This is a genomic window from Paracoccus sp. FO-3 (assembly GCF_006386455.1).
Classification (GTDB): Bacteria; Pseudomonadota; Alphaproteobacteria; order Rhodobacterales; family Rhodobacteraceae; genus Paracoccus; species Paracoccus versutus.
In genome coordinates, this window is record NZ_VCBQ01000090.1 from 1 (window position 1) to 20,921 (window position 20,921).

18 protein-coding genes are annotated in these 20,921 nt (G+C 61.4%); 13 read left to right on the forward strand and 5 right to left on the reverse strand.

Annotation, left to right across the window (positions count from 1 at the left end; translation table 11 throughout):
• The 10 genes from FE811_RS20160 to FE811_RS20200 all read left to right on the forward strand — a co-directional run.
• On the forward strand, nt 1-303 hold a 303-nt coding region (locus FE811_RS20160; protein ID WP_140848524.1), incomplete at its 5' end, for a single-stranded DNA-binding protein.
• A 277-nt stretch (nt 304-580) separates the two neighbouring features.
• On the forward strand, nt 581-1,951 hold the full coding sequence (locus FE811_RS27950) for a PHP domain-containing protein (RefSeq protein ID WP_219848911.1): 1,371 nt from the start codon (nt 581-583) through the stop codon (nt 1,949-1,951).
• Between the two features lie 177 nt (nt 1,952-2,128).
• On the forward strand, nt 2,129-3,400 hold the full coding sequence (locus tag FE811_RS27955) for an AAA family ATPase (protein WP_219848912.1): 1,272 nt from the start codon (nt 2,129-2,131) through the stop codon (nt 3,398-3,400).
• Nucleotides 3,401-3,679: 279 nt separating this feature from the next.
• On the forward strand, nt 3,680-4,879 hold the full coding sequence (locus tag FE811_RS20170; RefSeq protein ID WP_140848525.1) for a DUF932 domain-containing protein: 1,200 nt from the start codon (nt 3,680-3,682) through the stop codon (nt 4,877-4,879).
• Nucleotides 4,880-5,005: 126 nt separating this feature from the next.
• Complete coding sequence (locus FE811_RS20175; RefSeq protein ID WP_140848527.1) at nt 5,006-5,398, forward strand: JAB domain-containing protein; 393 nt, start codon at nt 5,006-5,008, stop codon at nt 5,396-5,398.
• A 55-nt stretch (nt 5,399-5,453) separates the two neighbouring features.
• Nucleotides 5,454-6,713, forward strand: coding sequence for a tyrosine-type recombinase/integrase (locus tag FE811_RS20180; RefSeq protein WP_045682747.1), 1,260 nt, complete (start codon nt 5,454-5,456; stop codon nt 6,711-6,713).
• On the forward strand, nt 6,710-7,702 hold the full coding sequence (locus tag FE811_RS20185; RefSeq protein ID WP_045682666.1) for a tyrosine-type recombinase/integrase: 993 nt from the start codon (nt 6,710-6,712) through the stop codon (nt 7,700-7,702). Before FE811_RS20180 ends, FE811_RS20185 begins: the two co-directional genes overlap by 4 nt.
• Nucleotides 7,699-8,709, forward strand: coding sequence for a tyrosine-type recombinase/integrase (locus FE811_RS20190; protein WP_045682664.1), 1,011 nt, complete (start codon nt 7,699-7,701; stop codon nt 8,707-8,709). Before FE811_RS20185 ends, FE811_RS20190 begins: the two co-directional genes overlap by 4 nt.
• A 386-nt stretch (nt 8,710-9,095) precedes the next feature.
• The gene (locus FE811_RS20195) at nt 9,096-10,337 is read left to right on the forward strand and encodes a site-specific integrase (RefSeq protein WP_140848528.1); all 1,242 of its coding nucleotides are present in this window, start codon (nt 9,096-9,098) and stop codon (nt 10,335-10,337) included.
• Nucleotides 10,338-10,374: 37 nt separating this feature from the next.
• The gene (locus FE811_RS20200) at nt 10,375-10,812 is read left to right on the forward strand and encodes a thermonuclease family protein (RefSeq protein WP_140848530.1); all 438 of its coding nucleotides are present in this window, start codon (nt 10,375-10,377) and stop codon (nt 10,810-10,812) included.
• Nucleotides 10,813-10,830: 18 nt separating this feature from the next.
• On the opposite strand, the gene FE811_RS20205 is transcribed toward FE811_RS20200, so the two are convergent.
• The 5 genes from FE811_RS20205 to FE811_RS20225 are packed head-to-tail and all read right to left on the reverse strand — an operon-like array spanning nt 10,831 to nt 17,011.
• A complete protein-coding gene (locus FE811_RS20205) occupies nt 10,831-11,757 on the reverse strand; it encodes a 3'-5' exonuclease (protein ID WP_140848531.1) in 927 nt (308 codons plus the stop codon).
• Nucleotides 11,754-13,580: a UvrD-helicase domain-containing protein gene (locus FE811_RS20210; RefSeq protein ID WP_140848532.1), complete on the reverse strand. Its 1,827-nt coding sequence runs from the start codon at nt 13,578-13,580 to the stop codon at nt 11,754-11,756. The genes FE811_RS20205 and FE811_RS20210 overlap by 4 nt, the downstream gene beginning before the upstream one ends.
• Before the next feature lie 11 nt (nt 13,581-13,591).
• Nucleotides 13,592-15,394 carry an ATP-dependent endonuclease gene (locus tag FE811_RS20215; protein ID WP_140848534.1) on the reverse strand — a complete coding sequence of 601 codons (1,803 nt, stop codon included), beginning with the start codon at nt 15,392-15,394 and terminating at the stop codon, nt 13,592-13,594.
• Nucleotides 15,395-15,408: 14 nt separating this feature from the next.
• Nucleotides 15,409-16,425: a nucleotidyl transferase AbiEii/AbiGii toxin family protein gene (locus FE811_RS20220; RefSeq protein WP_140848536.1), complete on the reverse strand. Its 1,017-nt coding sequence runs from the start codon at nt 16,423-16,425 to the stop codon at nt 15,409-15,411.
• Nucleotides 16,418-17,011, reverse strand: a complete 594-nt coding sequence (locus FE811_RS20225) for a DUF6088 family protein (RefSeq protein ID WP_140848538.1) — start codon at nt 17,009-17,011, stop codon at nt 16,418-16,420. Before FE811_RS20225 ends, FE811_RS20220 begins: the two co-directional genes overlap by 8 nt.
• A 234-nt stretch (nt 17,012-17,245) precedes the next feature.
• On the opposite strand from FE811_RS20225, the gene FE811_RS20230 reads away from it, so the two are divergent.
• From FE811_RS20230 to FE811_RS20240, 3 genes are all read left to right on the forward strand, one after another.
• A complete protein-coding gene (locus FE811_RS20230) occupies nt 17,246-18,208 on the forward strand; it encodes an ArdC family protein (RefSeq protein WP_140848539.1) in 963 nt (320 codons plus the stop codon).
• A 159-nt stretch (nt 18,209-18,367) separates the two neighbouring features.
• Nucleotides 18,368-20,494, forward strand: a complete 2,127-nt coding sequence (locus FE811_RS20235; protein WP_140848541.1) for a ParB/RepB/Spo0J family partition protein — start codon at nt 18,368-18,370, stop codon at nt 20,492-20,494.
• Nucleotides 20,495-20,624: 130 nt separating this feature from the next.
• The coding region (locus FE811_RS20240) for a hypothetical protein (protein ID WP_140848542.1) at nt 20,625-20,921 on the forward strand (297 nt) is incomplete at its 3' end.

Sequence of the window (20,921 nt, forward strand, 5' to 3'; positions counted from 1 at the left end):
CGGCCGCGCCTCTCGGAAGGTCGCGTGCTGCGCGACGAGAGCGGATACCGGGTCATGGACACCGAATGGCACCGCATCACCTGCTTCAACGGTCTCGGCAAGACCGTCGCAGAGCACTGCGAAAAGGGCATGAAGGTCCTCGTCCACGGCCGCATCCACTACACGAAGTGGACCGACGCAGCCGGTGTCGACCGCTACGGCTGCGAGATCATCGCCGAGAAGGTCGACTTCCTGAGCCGCCCGAAATCGGCCGAGGGTGAAAGCCCCGAGCTGGTCGACCGCGACGACGAGATCCCGTTCTGAGGAACGGGGTCTCCCCCTCGGGCCCGGCGGGGAAGCCCGTCGGGTTCGGGCGATTTCCGCCCAAAGAGGACGATCTGCTTTGCAGAATACTGCTTCGCGGCATTCTCGAAAGCCGCCCTTCAACGGTTGCCGGAGCAAAACAAGGCTAGCCAACCTTGATCCCGAAACGCTTCGCGGGCATTAGTCGGACGGCGGCAAGGCTGCTGGGGGATGTCCGTGATTACTTCGTTTGAGCTTGGATCGCGCCGACTGACGACAAGTCATTTAGAGGTGGAGAATGGGAGGCGACCTTACTAGCAGCGCAGACAAGGGGGCGCACTTTTACCGCTGCGATTTTCAAGTTCATAGCCCTAGAGATCGCCAATGGACAGGCCAGCCGCGGATTGGTGACGAAGCCCGCGCCGAATATGCCGCTGCGCTTATCGCCGCGTGCCGGGAGAAGGGTCTGGACGCCATTGCCATCACCGATCATCACGACATGGCCTTCATCCCCTACGTCCGGCAGGCCGCCGCGCAGGAAACGGATGCGGAAGGTAACCCCCTGCAGGCCCGCGACCGTATCGTTGTCTTTCCGGGAATAGAGCTAACCCTCGCTGTCCCCTGCCAGGCAATCCTCCTCTTGGATGCTGATTTTGAGGACAACCGCTTTGATGCCGTCCTGACGGCATTGACGATCACGCCCGCTCCGTCAGGCGACGAAAAGACGATTCAGACGGAACGCCTCGATCACATCGATTCCCTGAAGACCCTAAAGTCCAAACTGGACGAACACAGCTGGCTCAAGGACCGCTATATCATTCTTCCCAATGTAACCGGCGAGGGAAAATTCTCTTTGCTCCGTAGCGGCATGGCCCCAAAATACAAGGACATGCCCTGCGTCGGGGGCTATCTGGACGGCTCTAAGGACGGGCTGAAAGGCGGAACTCTGAATATTCTTGCGGGGAAAGAAAAGGCTTGGGGCCACAAGCGCATCGCCTGCATCCAGACTTCCGACAACCGCCGTGAAGATCACGCCGATCTCGGCAAGCATTCGTCATGGATCAAATGGGCCAGCCCGACGGCGGAAGCGCTGCGGCAGGCATGCTTAGCCCAAGAATCGCGTATTTCCGACACTGAGCCAAGTGTTCCGTCGGTCGTCATTACGTCGATCAGCGTACAGAACAGCTCTTTTCTCGGGCCTTTGGAACTTGCCTTCAATCCTCAGTACAATGCATTGATCGGCGGACGCGGCACCGGAAAGTCCACAATCCTCGAATATCTGCGGTGGGCGCTGTGCGACCAGCCTCCCGCTGGAAGTGACGACGACACTCCCGACTACCAAGCGCGCCGCGCGCGGCTGATCGAGGGAACGCTGAAGCCCCTTGGCGCGACCGTTGATGTCGCTTTCACCGTGAACGGAGTGCCCCATCTTGTGCGACGGGCCAGCAAAGACGGCACCGTGCAGATCAAGGTTGGCGACGATGAACTGCGGCCATGCACCGAGAATGAGGTACGCACCCTGCTGCCTGTTCAGGCCTACAGCCAGAAGCAACTCAGCAATGTAAGTGTTCGCCTGGACGAGCTTGCAAGATTTATCACCGCGCCGATCCGCACCGAACTCGGGCAGCTCGAACGGCAGATGGGCGAACAAAGCGAAAAGCTGCGCTAGAGCTATTCCACGAGGCAGCGCCAGAAGACCATCGAAAAGGACATTGCCCGGCTTAGCCTAGAATTCCGCTCCTACCAGGAACAGGCGAGCAGCATACGCGCATCGCTCGGCGGGCTGTCGCCAGAAGACCGGACGCTGCTGGATCTCGGATCGCAATATGACAGCGCCGAACAGGCGGTGGATGCCCGCAAGCAGCGTTTGCGGGATGCGTGCGGGCGGATCGATCAGCTGCTCGAACTGCTCGGCGGCGAAATCCGGGGAGACCTCGGGGGGCTGGCCGATGAATTTCCCGAAAAGGCGCTGATCGCGGAACTGTCCGCCGATTACGACGCACTGGTTGCCGGGATCGCAGAAGCATTGCGCGGGGCCAAGTCCGGCATCGATCAGGCCCTCGCAGAGCGCGAAGACAGCAAATGGTCACAATGGAGCGTCCGTCTTGAGGCCTACCGCCACGCCTATTCCGCTGCGCTAAGCAGATCGTCCGCGCATCGGGATAGAATGGAGCAGCTGAAGGTGCTGGAAGCCAAGGTCGCATCGCTCCAGAAGGAACATACCCGTCTATCGGAAGAACTCATATTGCTCCAGAAGGCCGGAGAAACCTATCAGGCCGAACAGGAGAGGCTGCACGAACTTAGAAGGCAACGCGACGGCCTGATCCAAGGACAGTGCGAGGCTCTAACTGAGAGATCCGGCGGTGCCATCCGCGCGATTGTTCACAGGTATTCGAATGCCGATGCGTTTTCAGAGTTACTGAGAGAACGTCTGAGCGGATCGGGAGTCCGCAAAGACCGGATCGAGCGCATCGCCGAGGCCATTCTTGAGGCGGATGATCCTCACCGCTCATGGCTCGGCACGCTTGAAGACCTCGAGACCTTGGCGAACTTCGATCCCGACAAGGATTCAACCGAACACCTTCCCGAGACCCCGTTTCTCACCAGCGCAGGCGCCACCAAGGGCGATTGCGATAAGCTCGCTCGCAAACTTTCCTCCGACGACTGGCTGTCACTGTCCCTAACTGAAATCCAAAGCGAGCCCCATTTCGAATACCGTTCGCGCGAGGGAGAATACATCAATTTCTCGAACGCCTCGTCAGGCCAGCAGGCAACGGCGCTCCTGCGCACGCTTCTGAACCAGGCAGGGCCGCCCCTTCTGATCGACCAACCAGAAGAAGACCTCGACAACCCAGTGATGCAGGAAATCGTCGAACAGATATGGGCGGCCAAAAAGCGGCGTCAACTCATCTTCGTCAGCCACAATGCCAATCTCGTCGTCAACGGGGACGCAGAGCTTGTCGCCTGGTGCGAATACCGCAAGGCTGGGGATCAGTCCGGCGGCAAGATAGCGGGAGAGGGAGCCATCGACATTCCAGATGTCCGTGAGGCCATCAAACGCATCATGGAAGGCGGCGCTGCAGCGTTCAATCTTCGCAGAGAGAAATATGGCTTCTGATCCGCCGGCACGGGGCAGCGGTTGTATTACGCAAACGCAGGTTCGTGTATCTCTCGACCGAATATCCGCCAGACTTGCGCTTCGCACGGCCTAGCAGATTGTCGTCTGCATAACGCCCTTGAACGACTATTTTCCCAGTTTTGCAGCAGGTGACATACCGCGCAGCGACAAGACGGTTTTCCGCCCTGACCACCTTCTAGAGTAAGAGGAGTGCCGGTTTCCAGTGACGGGTTGAGGGCTGGGAGAGTGGCTCCCGGCGCCCGTCGCGGGAGATAGCTGATGGGCGTTGTAGAAGTTCTGGATCCAGTCGCACCGGCGCGGGCGGGTGGCTGGAAAGTGGATGTGAGCCGGGGTGAGCGGAACGGGCGGGTGTCGTCTGAATGGTTCAACCGGCCGGATGACGAGCGGTATCTCTCGCTTGACGATCTTTGGGCATCGGTGAAGGGCCGGTCCGAGCGCAGCCGCAGCCGGGTCGTGCAGACGGCGGAGATCCGCGTCGAAGCCGCGCGCGACAACCCCGAGCGGCTGCACCTGATGCTGCCGAAGGCACATGAGCCGGTCGCGCCGACGCATTGGGCCTTCGGCCAGCTTGCCAGCATCGTTGGGGCCCCGGCCTCCTACCTGAGGCAGCTGCCTGCGCCGCTGGCCGGGATCAACCTGCAGTACGGCCTGACCAATCACCGCGCCGAGCAGGTCAAGACGTTCGAGACGGAAGATGGCCGCACGGAACTGCGCGCCGTGACCGGCCCCGACTATGGCCGCATCCTTGACCACGAGTTGGTCGAGGCGGTGCAGCGCATCGCGGGCAATGGCACCGGCGACACGCGCTGGAAGGTGCCGGGCGTGCTCGACTGGTCGACCGGGGTCTACAACCCCGATGTCGAAATCAGCCGCGACACGACCACGCTCTATGCCTCGGACCGCGACGTCTTCCTGTTCCTTGTCGACGATCACAACCCGATCGAGGCGGGCCGCCTGCCGGACGGCTCTCCCGACCTCTACTTCCGGGGTTTCTATTGCTGGAACTCCGAGGTGGGCGCGAAAACCCTCGGCATGGCGAGCTTCTACCTGCGAGCAGTGTGCCAGAACCGCAATCTGTGGGGCGTCGAGGATTTCCAGGAGATCACCATCCGCCACTCGAAATACGCGGCCTCCCGCTTCGCGCATGAGGCGGCCCCGGCGCTGACGCGCTTCGCCAATTCCTCGCCGCAGGGCTTCGTGAACGGCATCAAGGCCGCGCGGCAGCAGATCGTCGCGCGGACGGACGAGGACCGGGATGACTTTCTTCGCAAGCGCGGCTTCTCGAAGGCCGAATCCGGCAAGATCATCGAGAAGGTGCTGATGGAAGAGGGCCGCCCGCCCGAGAGCATCTTCGACTTCGTGCAGGGCATCACGCGGCTTGCACGAGACAAGACCCAGCAGGACGCCCGCCTCGACATGGAAGGCCGCGCCAAGAAGCTCCTCGACCGGGTCGGCTGACGCCGGGCCCGACAACGCGACCGCCCTCGCGCGCGGCGGTCGCGCTTTCCCCTTCAGACAGCATGCCACTTGCCCCGCCCGGAAAGGGCAGGGGGCTTCTGCCTGCGCAGTTCAGCGAGAACGCCCATGACCCCCCAGGAAGAAACCATCGTCCTCGAGGCCCGTGACATCCTCGGCCGCTACCTCAGTCAGAACCCGGTCATCGGCAGCTGGCAGGCACTGATGGACTATTGCGCGCTGACTGTCCGCGGCCCGGTCGAGCGCTTCCACGTCCTCTATCTCGACCGCAAGAACCGGATCATCTCCGATGAGCTTCTCTCAATTGGCACGGTCGACCATGTCCCGGTCTATCCGCGCGAGGTGATCAAGCGGGCGCTGATGCTGAACGCCAGCGCCCTGATCCTCGTCCATTATGTGGCGCGCCACATAATGCACCTTTTGTGCCCCGTTTTCTTATGTGCCCCGCCGTCAAGATCAGTAGCTCTTTCAATGGCTTCTGAGCTAAAGCCCGGCACATAACGGCAAACGTCGTGCAACATGACAGCTCCTGCAATTTTCCAGAAGGATGCTTGTCATGTTGGAACGCCATTTCAGGTCGCTCAAGGTGATCGACCGTATCAGAGCCCAGTGGCTTGGGCCGCAGATCGAGCGCTACGTTCAATCGCTTGATGAGTTACATACCGGTACCGCTACTATTCAGCAGAATGTTCGGGCCCTCGGACACTTCAACGAGTTCGTCGTTGGACGTGGTGTTCAACGCCTTGATCAGCTTCCAGATCACGTAGATGCGTTTGTAAGCCACTGGTTTGCTAAACACGGCAAGTGGTGCAAGAGCGCACAGGACCGGGCGGCAATCGCTTCCCAAAGCCGTTTGCCTGTGGAGCGAATGCTTTGCCTAGCTCTGCCTGGTTTCACACGTCCGAGCCATCGTCCCCGCATGCCCTTCTGTGTCAGCGCACCTGGTTTTTTCCCTTTCCTTCTCAACGAGAAAGGACTGCGCCAAGCCACGCTACACAAATACACCTACACCCTGCGCCCGTTCGAGTCATACTTGGCGCAGACGGGCATAACCCTGTCGGCGCTTACCCCGGCGTCCATCACTGATTTCATTAACACCCGCGCGGAGACGTTGCACAAGTCCGGCATGCTCGGCACGACCGGCGCCTTGCGCGTCTTCCTCGCCTATCTGCACCGTGAAGGCATCATTGCGAACGATCTCACACGCAGTCTTCCGCGCGGCCGCGCCTATCGACAAGCATCCATTCCACGTGCCATTTCATGGCCTGATGTCGAGCGCCTGCTGGCCAGCGTCGATTGCCGCTCCGACGTGGGCAAACGCGACTATGCCATTCTGACATTGCTGGCCAGCTACGGATTGCGTGCAAGAGAGATCGCGGCCCTGTGCCTCGATGATATTGATTGGGTGCATGACCAGATCAGCATCCCAATGCGCAAAGGCGGCCATTCGACCCGATATCCGCTGTCAGCGACCGTCGGCGAAGCCATAATCGCCTATTTGCACGTTCGGCGCACGGATATCGCCGATCGCCAAGTCTTCTTGGCCGCAAGATCGCCATATACACCTATGAGGCATACGGGGGTGTCGTGCATGGTTTCTGGCCGCATGCGCAGTATTGGCATTCAGGTTGCACGTGCCGGCTCGCACACATTGCGCCATGCCTGCGTTCAGCACCTTGTAGAAGCCGACCTGCCCTTCAAAGTCATTGGCGATTACGTCGGTCATCGCCACCCCGCATCCACATTGGTCTATGGCAAGGTGGCGGTGCACAAGCTGCGAGAGATGGTCATTGCCCAAGGGGAGGACGTGCTATGACCGCCCCCTGGAACAGCTTTCAAAGCATCCTGGCCCCTCAGATCGAACAATACCTGCGTGCAAAACGCGCCATGGGATGCAAGTTCGCCTGCGAAGATCGCCAACTTCGGCTGCTCGATCGATTTCTCAACAACCGCGGCGTGGAAAGCATTGAGGCGATTGACGCACAGTGCCTGCAGGACTTCTTGGATTCCCGCAACCGAACCAACCCGCGGAGCTACAATAATCTGCTCGGAGATGTTCGACGGTTGTTCGACTGGATCGCCAGCCAACAAATCCTTGGTGCCTCACCGGTAACGATCAAGCCTCAGCCGCAAACAGCGCGACAGCTGCCTTACCTGTTTTCTGACAAGACTATCCGGCTACTGCTGACTTTGGCCGCAGCATTGCCAGATAATTCACGCGCACCACAGCGCGGCATTCTCTACGAGATGATCTTTGCCTTGCTCGCTGGCCTTGGGCTGAGGGTCGGGGAGGTCGCTCGCCTTCAGTGGGGCGATGTGGACCTGACCCGCGAAGTGTTGGAGATCCGCAATACCAAGTTTGGCAAGGATCGACTTGTGCCCTTTGGCCCCAAGTTGGCCGCCAGGCTACGCAGCTACCTGACGCAACGCGAGCAACATGGGTTCGCCTGCTCGGGCACCAATTACCTATTTTCCTGGAATGGCCGTACACCGATCAGCACCAACAGCATCCGGAACACTTTTCGCGATGACCTGTTGCCGCAACTCGCCCTTGTGATCCCGCCTGGAGTTTTCGGTCCCCACGTTCATGGCCTGCGCCATTCATTCGCGGTGCGCACCCTGCTGAACTGGTACCGCCAAGGGATCACGCCGGCAGACCGCCTCCATCATCTGTCCACATTTCTGGGGCACCTCAATCCCAGCAGCACCGCAGTTTATCTGACCATCACTAACGATCTTTTCGATGCCGCCAATCAGCGTTTCGAGGCCTTCGCACCGACGCTGAGCGGTGGAGGCCAAGCATGACACAGCTGAACCTTCCCACCGCCGTTCACCATTACTTTCTGGAGTATCTGCCGCGCCACAAAGGCCTGCAATCCAGCACGATCCGCAGTTATCGAGACAGCCTGCGTCTATTCCTGATCTTCGTTGCGGATGCCAATCGGATCGGGGTCAGTGGCCTCGGGTTCGAGCATTTGGACTACTCTGCTGTGCAGGCATTCCTAAACAACATGGAGGTCAAGCGCGGCAACGCCATCAGTACGCGCAACCAGCGCCTGACGGCCCTGCACGTTTTCTTCGAATATCTCTGCCGGACCGCACCAGAGATGTTGCCGGTCAGCGCCAAGGTTGCAGCCATACCGATGAAGCGCCATCAGCGCCCAGAGATGAAGTTTCTGGCACGTGATGAGGTCGAGGCGCTCTTTGCCTGCATCCCCGCCCAGGATCGTCTTTCGCTGCGCGACCGCGCGCTCCTCATGCTGCTCTACAACACCGGTGCGCGCGTCTCAGAGGTCGCGCAACTGAAGGTGGGCCAACTCGATTTAGCCTCACCGGCGCGGGTCAGGCTGCTCGGCAAAGGGTCAAAGTGGCGAACCTGCCCTCTTTGGAGCCAGACCGCCAAGGCGTTGCAGGACATGCTGGATGAACGCGCCACAGTTCTTTCGCCAGATACCATTGTGTTCGTCGGCGGCACAGGCGGCGGGATGACCCGTTTCGGCATCTACAAGCGTATTCGCCATCACGCCAAACTCTGGGAGGCGGCGGGCGTACAAGCCTCACGCACCCACATCACGCCCCACGTGTTTCGGCACACAACGGCGGTCCATCTCCTCGAGTCAGGGGTGGAGGTTAACGTCATTCGGGGCTGGTTGGGGCATGTCAATCTGGAGACGACCAATCGCTACGCCGAGATAACCATACGCATGAAGGCGGAAGCCCTGAAACTGCTTGAGCCGGTTGCTGGTGGCAAAGCACGAAAATCCGCATGGCGAGATGACGCGGCCATGCTGGCGTGGCTCTCATCCCTGTAGCGATATGACACTGGGCGGCATGATTGGCCGCCCAGTGTCTCGACAATCATCTGTCGCCCAAAACCAGAAACACCTGATGCCAACAAGCATGCACCGTTATGTGCCCAGCCTTGCCTCAGAAGCCATTGATAGAGCTACCGATCTTGACTTCGGGGCACATAAGAAAACGGGGCACAAAAGATCCACAACCATCCCACTTGGCCTTTTCGATCACGTTCAATCACGCCACATAACCTTGAAACACAACGTCTTTTAGGCTTGTCGTAGAGTCGGCCATTGTGGCATATTGGGGTCGGTTTTAAGGGGGTCAAGGTCCCTTTTGACCCCAGTCGCCGACCCCACGAACCCGTCGAGCGACCCCAGTTGGAAGCCGACGGAGAACCCCAGTGCCAAGCCTTACAGATGGAGAAATTCGCCGAGCCCTGAAGCAGGTGGAAACGACCGGCAAGCAGCTCAGCCTTGTCGATGGCGAGGGTCACGGAACCGGTCGACTAGTCCTCGTGATGAAGCCTATGCCTACCCGCGTGACCGCAGACTGGATGGCGCAGCAATGGCGCGACGAGAAGCGCCTCAAGAAGAAGCTCGGCTCGTATCCCTCGATGCCCCTCAGCAAGGCCCGCGAGATATTCAATCGCGACTTCGCGGAGCTGATCCAGAAAGGCCGTAGCATCAAGATCGCCGGCGACACGCGACCGGGAACCGTCGCCGACCTCTTCGAGGCGTATGTCGCCTATCTCAAGGAGGGTGGAAAGCCGTCTTGGAAGGAGGCGGAAAAGGGCCTCAACAAGATCGCCGATACGCTCGGACGCAACCGGCCGGCCCGCGACGTCGAACCGGATGAGATCACAGCGATCATTCGCCCCATCTATGAGCGCGGCAAGCGTTCAATGGCCGATCATGTACGCAGCTACATTCGATCAGCCTTTAGCTGGGGCCTGAAATCCGAGCACGACTATCGCTCCACCGCTACGCGTCGCTTCCGGCTGACCTACAACCCCGCCGCCGGCATACCGACCGAACCCAAGACCATCGGAACACGCTGGTTGTGCGAAGAAGAGTTCGTTCAGCTCTATCGCTGGCTGGAATGCCCCGACACCCCGGTTCATCCCTCCTATCCCCGCGCCGTCCAGATCATCATGCTGACCGGTCAACGGGTTGAGGAAATCGCTCGTCTGCATGTCGATCAATGGGACGCCAAGGAACGGATCATCGATTGGACCAAAACCAAAAACCTCCAGCCGCACGCTGTTCCGGTGCCCTCGTTGGCTGCTGAATTGATCGAGTCGATTATCCCGAACGAACATGGCTGGTTCTTCCCCTCCGCCAAAGACCCGTCGAAGCCCGTCAGCCACGGTACGCTCTACAGCTTCGTCTGGCGCCAGCGAGATCGCGGCGTGATCCCCCATGCGACCAACCGTGACCTCCGTCGCACCTTCAAGACCCTGGCCGGCAAGGCGGGTGTTCCGAAAGAGATCCGCGACCGCCTCCAGAACCACGCCTTGCAGGACGTCAGCTCCAAGCACTACGACCGCTGGAACTACATGGTGGAAAAGCGCGCAGGCATGGCGAAATGGGACAAGTTCGTCCGCGCCATGCTCGCCAAAAAGCGCCTGAAAGCGGCGGCATGAGACTCCGGCGCACCATAAGGCGGAGGTGAGAACGACTATGCGTATTGTAATCGGGCTAGCGTTGCTGGCGGCGCTGACCACGGCGACAGCGGCCAAGGCCGATCCCTGCAAGGCCATTCCCGACCACGACCCGATGCCGTCCTATCTCCACCGCGGCGCGCACTTCTCCGGTCCCGTGGTCTATGTCGGTGACGGCGACTCCTTGTGCGTGGCCGTGGGTCAAGGGTCAGCCAATTGGGTGGAGATCCGACTGGAAGATTTCTACGCGCCCGAACTCCACTCCCCCACCGGCCCTGCTGCCAAGGCCGCGCTGGAAAGACTTGCCATGGGCCGGAACGCGGAGTGCATCGCCAACCATAAGTCCTACGACCGTGTGGTGGCCACCTGCCGGATCGGCGGACGCTCCATCGGGGATTTATTGAAGGCGATCGGAAACACCGAGGGCGGCAATGGATACGACCAGAGCAAGCGTTAGCCCAACTTTTGGCAGCGCTTAAATGCGATCTGAAAACCGATCATAGGCATCGATCCGCCGGACCGGGGGATCGACCTCATACCGATAGATTTCCGTCCTCAAGAACCCCAGCTCGGCCTCGCGCTGGCCTTCGGAAACGTCGATATACCAAGCGCGCGGCTGTGGGCCGGAATCGCCGTTCCAGCGGTATCCCCGCGCCTTGAGAACATCCTTGAGGTCGAAGGGTGAGTTCTCCGCCCAGATGCGCCAGGCGACGGTACGAGCGCCGTCGAGAAGGCGGCTGAGGCCTGTAACGCCAGATCGGGGCAACCGCATCGCCAACAGCTCGATCGTCGCAAGACAGTCGTGTATCGCGCGATGGCGATCATAGAAGAAGCCGGCCGACTGAGCGAGATAGGCCAACTTCGTGCCCTCGAATCCTTCCGCCGCCCAGTCAATCTGGCTGAGCGAGCAGGCCCAGGGTTTCGTCGAGAAGACGTCGCTGAAGCGTTCGAGGAAGCGGCGATCGAACGCCGCGTTGTGCGCGATGACGAGCGAAGCCGGCGCCGCGAATCTGGCAACCTCGGCGGGATCGATGATCTGGCCGGCCACCATTTCATTCGTGATCCCGGTGATCGCAGTGATTTCCGGCGCGATCGGCTCGCTCGGCTGACGCAGCCCTTGGAAGCTGTCGCCCACGCTGAAAACGGTGCCATCCAGGCCGTAGCTGAATGGCGTCATGGCGAGTTCGATGATCTCGTCACGCTGGGGATCGAGCCCCGTAGTCTCCACATCCACTACCATTCCAAGTCGGACCGGCGTTTCGGGAGACGGCATATTGGATGGACGCGGCTTAAGGCGCCGGATGACGCGATAGTCCCCGGTGGCCTCTAGCGTCTGCACCATGGACTCCAGATGGTCAGAAGATGCGTCATCCTGCACTTCATACTCAGAGGCCTGGGTCATGCCGGTCCTCGTCTGAGCAAAACACAAACGTCATCGCTTGGTGTCATGATCGTCGTGCGTGCCTTTGCGCGTGTGACGCTGACCCGAAAATTCTGACGCGCCTGAGTCATCACCCCGTCGTGGACATTGCCGGAGACGATCCGATCAGGATTGGCAACGATTTCGCCCTTGAACCGTTTTGGCCATCCTTCAAAGATCACAACCTCGTCGAATTGCTTTCCCTTCGCCTTGTGCATGTTCATCACCACGATGCCGGATTCAGGCTTGTGGGCTGTTGCGAAATGCTCCTGAACAAACGACTGGCGGGTAATCGCAAGGGCGTTGCCATAGCAGCCGACGTCACGCCAGTCCTGCGCCAACCCCTGACGGAGCTGCGTACCGCGCTCAAGCAGACGCATGTTACGGACGTCCTTTGCGACATTCTTCAATCGCTCACAGGCCCCACCATCCAGTACGTCGCGCACCGAGACCCAGTCTGTATCCGGATCACCCGTGAACGTCAGCGCGGCGATTGCCTGATGCACGGCATGGGTTCCTTGCAAGACGCTGTTACCAGGCGTGGCTCGTCCCGTCGCTAGACATTCGTTCCACTTGGACAGCGCCTTCCGGAACCGCGCAGCCTCGTCCATGTCACCCTTGGTCGGCGCCATGCCACCTCGACCGTGGAAATAGCTGCACATCAACTCGACAAATTCGTCGAAGCATCCGTCATGCCCGCGCTGCTGAAGCAGGAAAGCAATGATCTCTGCGGCGAGGATCGGGCCTTCCATATCAACAGCTGCTGAGTGGGAAATCGGCGGAACATTACCGAATGGCTCGCGCAGGACGTCAGACACCATCCGCGTCATTTTCTTGGTCGGCACGAGAATCGCCAACGTCCAGCCGCGCTGGCCAGAATCAAGCAAGCGCTTCCGGGCCTGCAACACTTGGCCAACCAGTGAGGCATAAGCTTGGTTGGGATTCGACGCGAACGGCGCGTAGCCGATCCCCTGGTATTCCTCCTGCCGAAAATTGCCGGTCAGGATGTCGTTGCCGAATAGGGCAATCTCGGTCCCCTTGCTCCGATGGTTGTCACCGGCAAGATCATGGATCGTCGACGCGAAGGCCGACTTGAAATGATCCAGCCTCTCCGGATCGGCACCGATGAAATCGAAGATGCGCTGCTCCGGATCGGCAAGAGCGATCAACGTGCTGTTGGCACCGAGGGCTTGGACCACTCGCCATTGATCGGCGCTGGTGTCCTGAAACTCATCCAGGATAATGTACGGATACATCGTAGAGATGAGCGCTCGAACCTTAACTGAGCCATGAATCAGGCTCGCTACGCGGCCGGCGAACAGGTCGAAGCAGACCTTCCCTTCTTCGGTCGCCAACCGGACACGTTCCGCTTCCTCCTTCGCGCGCTTCTCAGCCTTTTCCTCGTCCGACAGATTCTTGGCCGCCTTGTAGCCGCTTCGAACCGCCGACAATGCAATCGCCTCATTCGGAGGTGTGAGGATCGTCATTCGTCGTGGAAAGCCAACAAGATAGCCGTGTGTTTTAAGAATATGCCAGAAGAACGAGTGGTAGGTATCGACCTCGATCCGTCGTCTCTCCTCTCGCGTGATTGCGCTTTCCTCGTTGATCGCCTCCAGCACGCGCGAAACGGTTGCACGCGCGAAGCTGAGGAACAGGATGCGCTGCCCTGGCTTCAAATCCTCCCGCGCGATCTTGGCCGCCTTGAGGATAGAGACGGTAGTCTTCCCCGAGCCGGGACCACCAGTGACGAGTTGATGCCCAGCGGTTTGTAGAATTTCCTTCTGCGCTTCTGTCAGGTCGACCACAACACAATCGCCTATCCTAACAGATCAGCAAAATCGTCTTCGCCTTCGGCGTCGGCTTTGACTGGCTGTGGAGGCGGATCGCACAGCGCTTTCAAGGTGACGCAGGCATCGCGGAGCCACTTCGGGATTTCGGCTTCAGAGCACTGGGCCAAAAATTCGGCTATTCCCCAATTGCCTTTCGACCAGCCAAAATAGTCTCCAAGCGCCGCAGCAGCCTGGGCCTTAGGATCGGGGTATTTCGCGAGCAGATGCTGCGGCCAATCGAGATGATCGGCAAACCGCTCCAGTGCGGCCGGCATGGTGTTCTTGAGGATAAGATCCTCAATACCCTTCTCCTCGTGCATGAACAGGCGTTCCACCTGGGCTTCTATGGCCACCTTGGCGGCATCCGTCTGCTTGTCGCATAACGCAAAGGTCCGTTTCCCGAGACTTTTGTACAGCGCTCCAAGGTCGGCGATCTGGGTCTCGCTTCCGGCGTCGATCACGCAGACGCCCAAGGCTTCCAAAGACGCATAGGTAGCCGGATTAAGCTCGGCCAGTCGCCGGGCGACGACCGGGAAGGAGGTCGCCTCCGTAGCGCCTTCGGCGATGAGGACACGGCGCGAAAGGAGCCCCTCGCAAAACCGGGTCCGGAAATCCTGCCGATAACGCTTGTGCCTTATGCTCTCCGGCAACTCGATTTTGGATTGGCTCAGGTGGCCATTGTCCGATCGCGAGAGGATGACGGTTTCGTCGAGGCTGAACTCTTCGAGCACATACGGCGAGTGCGACGTGAAGAGCGACTGTGCCGACAGCTTGCGCAGCTCATGGACAATCCGCTTTTGCGCGTACGGCGGAATAGCCGTTTCGGCTTCCTCCATAGCGAAAATGACATTCTGCTTATCCTCGGCGATCTGTGACAGCATCGCGAGCACCAGCATGTTGATCGTCCCCGTTCCCTGCCGGAAGAAGGGAGCGGCATGATCGCCCGCACCCGTGGCGATGAACGCGGTGATGACCTTGCGCAAATGCTCTCGCGTCAGGTTCGACACCTTCAGGTGCGGCTTCACTCCCCATTCGCGCGGGACGTATTTCTTCAGCGACTTGTCGATGCTCTCGAGGACGCCCGAGATGCCGATGGTCGGGTCGCTCGCGACATCGAAGGCTGCGAGCGTTTCGATCGTCCCTTCCCACATCTGCGGCCGGATTTCCTTCAGTCGGAGGATGATGTCCAGCAGGCTGCCGTGTTCCAAGCTGAGCGCCCGAGATCCTGTCCTCAACGACCGCAGAAAAAGAAATCCGCAGTGCTGCTTGTCCTTCTTCGAGAACGATGCAGGTGTCTCATCCTCTGAAAGACTGCGCGTGAAATAGCTGTTGCCGACGAAGTCATCCTCATCAGGATCGTATTGGCCGACGAATGTGACGCGCAGCGCCGCCTTGATCTCGGCAGCATCGACCCCGGCCGGGTTAGCCTCCTGATAGAAGTCTCCGGTAGTAGTATTCAGCCACTCGACGTTGGCTCCAAATCGTGCCTCCTGCTCCGGCGACAGATTTGTGATCGTCACCTCGACCGTGATTTTCGGTGCGGAGCCTGGCTCCGCGCCCTCGGGAGCATCGGGGTTTGGGCTGGGAAGATAGCGCCCCTGATAGAAATCATGCTCATCCACGGGTGGTCGCCGGCTCAGCCGGTCCGGCCCCAAGGCGAGATCGATCGCTTCGAATACCGACGATTTGCCAGTATTGTTGTCGCCGATCAGTACGGCGTGATCAGGCAGCACCAGTTTGGCCGACTGGATGCCGCGAAAATTTTCGATCGCTACCGAGAATATCTTCAACGCCCGCCCCCCCTTTAGGCCCCCATTCGGTTAGCCCGCGCAGCTATATCTGCACATCGCGCCATGAGCGCCTCGAACGGCTCGGCGTCGTCGAAGAGCAACCCATCCTCGACCATGCGGGCATAGTCGTCCTTCAGCGCCTTCGTGCCATCGCCGACCGGCACGAGTTGCAAGCCGCCGTTGACGGCCGCTGCATAGTCGATCGGCGTGCGGTCGGCGGCTTTCTCCGCGAAGAACATCGACTTGTGCCGGGCGACGGCGTTGGCCAGTTCGCGGTCAGCGAAAGCTCCTTCCGCGAAGCCGGCTTCATCCAGCCGGACAACATCGTGCCAGTGGCGCGCGAAGCGATCGCCGCGCAGCCGCTCCTGGAGGCAGAAGACGTGGATAGCGGTCGCCTTCTCCCAGAAGGTCCGCTCCGCGTGCATAACACGCGGCCGCGCCGTCGGAAATACCAGTCCGTCGATCAGGCCGGCGGCGTCGCAGGAAACATCGCGCAGGCTCGCCGGTTCGCCCGTCGAGCGGGCGCCGAACTCCAGCATGACGCTGGGCGCGACATAACCGGACCCGGTTGCGGTCGCCTCATAGTCGATGAAGAGCTTGTCATCCTCGACGCGGATGGCGGCCGCCAGACCTTCGGCGGCCAGTGCGTTCGCGATCATGGGCCGCACGGTTTCCGCCACCCATACCGGCAACCGCCGACGGACCTCGCTCGACCAGCGTTTTTCCTCGCTTCGCGTTTTCGGCAACCCCTCGCCATTGTCGCCGACCAGATCGGGCGCAATGGCCCGAATGTCGTAGGTCAGATCCACATCCTCCGAAAACCGGCGAATGACCTGATAGGCTTTCGACAGCGATGTGCCGCCCTTGAACACCAGATGTTCGCCGAGCGGCGCGGTGTAGAGGGTCGCCAGCGCCCACACCACCCACACATCCTTTTCGAGAAGATGGGTGGGACGGCCCGAGCGGTCGGCCGCGACGCCCAGCGCATCACGCCGGTCCTCGGCTGAAAGCTTGAGAAAGACGTCAGCCATACGCCGCCTTTCCGACGCTCCGGGCGAGCCATGTCGGAAGCTGCGGCGCGGCGGCGACCAGTTCGCCGAACACGCCGGGCGGCATCTTGCGCTTCAACGTCTTGAGCGCGGCTTCCGCTTTTTCCGGGCCAAGCCAGGCCAGCGCCCGCACGACCTCCCCCGCGGGACGGCTGGCCAGCGCCAATTGCCAGCGCGGAGCGTGCCGCAATTCCACGACCTGTTTGCCGAGGTGCATCTTTCGGCTGCGCCCGGAGGTCAGATAGACCGAGCGAACGGGCACCTGCGTCGTCAAGCCAAGGGCGTTCGCCGCGGCTGCGCCGTTCGAGACGATGACCTCTCCTTTTTGGGTTGCAAGGGCCTCGACAGCCTGCTCGACCGAAGGCGTGCGCGTGCCGAAACGGCTGGCGATGGGGCGCAGATAGACGCCGCGACCGGCGCGGATGAGCTGCCCGCGCTCCGTCAAGCGCGACAACGCTTGATCCACGGCCGCCCGGTTCCCGAGGTGCAGCAGGCTCTTGGCGGACACAGGAGCGCCTTCGGGCAAGCCCGTCGCATGCGACAGAATCTGTTCGGTCAGCCGTGTCATCGTTTTTCTCCTGTTGGAAACATACGCGAGTTTCTGACAGTTTTCAAGGAAGCCCATGGGAACAGGCCGGATAAGGGGGAAAGCCTTCCCCCGCGGCCGAGCCAGGGTCTCTGCCTGCCCCTTCTGCGGAGAGATCCCCGCAACGCCCCCAATAGAGTGAGAGTGCGGACGGGTTTCCCGTGACGGGTTGAGGGCTGGAGAAGAGGTCTCCGGCGCCCGTCGCGGAGAACCGCGATGTTCAGGAAAACTCACAGCGCACGCGCCGGCTCAGGCCGGACAAGCCTCTATGACGACATCACCGGCAAGATCATTGCCGAGCTGGAAGCCGGCCGTGCGCCCTGGGTCCAGCCATGGGGGTCTGCCTCGACCAAGGCGCCGCTCGCCATGCCGAGGAACGCCGCGACCGGGCGGCACTATTCCGGCATCAACGTGCTGATCCTCTGGGGCGCTGTGATCCAGCATGGTTTCCCCGGCCAGAGCTGGCTCACCTTCCGCCAAGCCCTGTCGCTGGGCGGCAATGTCCGCAAGGGCGAGCACGGCACGACCGTCGTCTATGCCGACCGCTTCACGCCGGAAGACGAGAAGCGCCGCGCCCGCGAGACCGGCGAGGACGCCGCCGCGATCCCGTTCCTCAAGCGCTTCACCGTCTTCAACGCCGCGCAATGCGACGGCCTGCCGGAGGATGTCGCCGTTGTGGCACCACCGCCTCCGCCCGGCCTCATCGAGCCGCAGGTCGATGCCCTGATCCGAGCGACCGGCATCGACTTCCGCATCGGCGGCGATCGCGCCTTCTATGTGCCGGCACACGACTATGTGCAGGTGCCACCGCCGCAGGCCTATTTCGAACCGATCAACTGGCACCGCACGGCCCTGCACGAGCTGGGGCACGCCACCGGCCATGCCTCCCGGCTCGGCCGCGATCTGGCGGGCGGTTTCGGCACCAGGAAATACGCCTTCGAGGAGCTGGTGGCCGAAATCAACGCGGCCTTCTGCTGCGCATCGCTCGGCATCACGCCTACCGTCCGTCACGCCGACTATATCGGCACCTGGCTGGAGGTGCTGCGCGAGGACAATCGCGCCATCGTTCGCGCCGCCTCCCAGGCGAGCAAGGCGGCCGATTGGCTGCTCGGCTTCCTGCCGGACGCCGATCTCGGCTCCGACCTCGGTTCGGCCGACGACGAACGGCAGGCGGCGTAATCGACCTGACAACCGGAAAGGCGGGAAAGCGGGTTTCCGGCTTCACGTCTTTCCGCTTCCGTGGCGCTGCCCTCCTTAGAGTGAGAGGGCGGCGCTTCGCTTCGTGACGGGTTGGAGGTCGAGAGAGAGGCTCTCGGCGCCCGTCGCGGAGTAAAGTCCATGGCAACTGCCGTTCAGAAGATCACCCTGTCGTCGGCGCGCGACATCCCCTTCAACAAGCTGGTGCTGAGCCAGTCCAACGTCCGCCACGTCAAGGCCGGCGTCTCGATTGAGGAAATGGCCGAGTCCATCACCCGGCACGGCCTCATCCAGAGCCTGCATGTCCGCCCGGTCCTCGATGGCGATGGCAATGAGACCGGCATGTTCGAGGTACCCGCCGGCGGCCGCCGCTATCGCGCGCTCGAATTGCTGGTGAAGCAGAAGCGCCTGGGTAAGACCGCCATGGTCCCCTGCGTCGTGGGGGATGCTGCGAGCGACATCCTGATCGACGAGGTGTCGCTGGTCGAGAACATGGAACGCGCGCCGCTCCATCCGCTCGACCAGTTCCGCGCCTTCCAGGCCATGCGCGACAAGGGCATGACCGAGGAGGCCATCGCTGCCGCCTTCTTCGTCAGCGTCACCGTGGTAAAGCAGCGCTTGCGCCTCACGTCCGTCTCGCCAGCCCTGCTCGAGATCTATGCCGATGACGGCATGACGCTCGAACAGCTCATGGCCTTCACCGTCAGCCCCGACCATGCCCGTCAGGAGCAGGTCTGGGACGCGGTCAAGGATAGCTGGCAAAAGGAGCCCTACCAGATCCGTCGGATGCTGACCGAGACTGCGGTTCGCGCCTCCGACAAGCGGACCGTCTTCGTCGGTGTCGACGCCTACGAGGCCGCCGGCGGCATCATGCTGCGCGATCTGTTCCAGTCCGACGATGGCGGCTGGCTGCAAGACCCGGCCCTGCTCGACCGCATGGTGGCCGAGAAGCTGAAAACCGCAGCCGACCGGGTCGCCGAGGAAGGCTGGAAGTGGATCGAGGTCGCGGTGAGCTTCCCCTATGGCCACGTACATGGCCTTCGCGAACTCTCCGGCACCACGGTCGATCTGACCGACGAGGAACGCGCGACCCGCGAGGCGCTGCGCGAGGAATATGACCGGATCGAAGCGGAATATTCCGAAGCCGACGAACTGCCCGACGAGATCGATCAGCGCCTCGGTGAAATCGAACAGGCCCTGGAGGCCTTCGAGAACCGCCCGGTCAGCTACGATCGGACCGACATCGTAATCGCCGGCGCCTTCGTCAGCCTCGACGCCGACGGCTCACTGTCGATCGACCGCGGCTATGTCCGTGCCGAGGACGAGAGCCAGGCCGAGCCCGATGCCGAGGCGTCCGGCGGCGACCAGCCTGATACGCCGACCGTCCAGCGTGCGGTCATCACCATCGGCGGCAAGCCTGCCGAGCCCGAGGACGATGAGGAAGACGGCATCAAGCCGTTGCCTGAACGGCTCGTCATCGAGCTGACGGCCCATCGCACCCTGGCGCTGCGCAACGCGCTGGCGGAAAATCCGCACGTCGCCATGACGATGTTGCTGCACAAGCTCGTCAGCGACACCTTCCGCCATACCGCGCCGACCGGCTGCCTCGAAGCCAATGTTCGCCACATCTTCTTCTCGGCCCAGTCCGAGGAATTGAAGGAAAGCCCATCGGCGCAGGCGGTCAACGATCGCCACGAACGCTGGGGGGAGCACATCCCCGCTGACGATCAGGCGCTCTGGGACTGGCTGACCCATCTCGATGACGGCACGCGCATGGAGCTGCTGGCGCTTTGCATCAGCTACGGCGTCAACGCGCTGTTCGAGCGTCCGAACCCCTATTCCGGCTCGGGCGTCAGCCAGCACGGTCTCGACGTGCGTCTCGCGCAGGCCGATCGGCTCGCGCGAGCGACCGGGATGGACATGGTGGCCGCCGGCTGGAAGCCCACGGTTGGCAACTATCTCGGCCGTGTGACCAAGCCCCGCATTCTGGAGGCCGTCCGTGAGGGCGCCGGCGAGCGAGCCGCGCAACTCATCGACCACATGAAGAAAGGCGACATGGCCAAGGAAGCCGAGCGCCTTCTGGCGGAAACCAACTGGCTACCCGAACCGCTGCGCTTGGCGTCCCTCGATGGCGATCAGCCCGGCGCGGACGATCAGGCCGATGTTGGCGAAGACACCGCGTTGCCGGACTTCCTGACCGACGACGGCGAGGACGAAGACACCGCCGATGACGACGATGAGCTCCAGCACGCCGTCGCCGCTGAATAGCGCGGGTCGCGCGGGGCGGCTCCGTTCGCCCCGCGCATCCCACCCCAATCTGCCATCCGCCCGGTCCCGAGGTCGACAATCTGAACGGCTGTGCCGTGCGGGCCGGGCATTTTCATTTCAGGAGCCTGTCATGGCTGACTATTTCACCCACTTCTCGTGCCTGCTCGACGTAGGCACACCCGAAAACGCCGCCCGCGCGCTCGACCTCTACAACCGCCTGTCCGAGGTCGGCGCATCGGAGGAACCACCCTCCGAGGGCTTTCTCCTCTCGATCCAGCCCGAGCATGGCGGCACCCAGCTCTGGATGCGCGACGACATCACCGGCGATCCCGAGCGTCTGATCCAGTTCGTGAAGCACTGCGCCACGGAATTCGGTCTAACCGGCCGCTGGGGTTTCCAATATGCCTTATGCCGAATTCGGCATAAA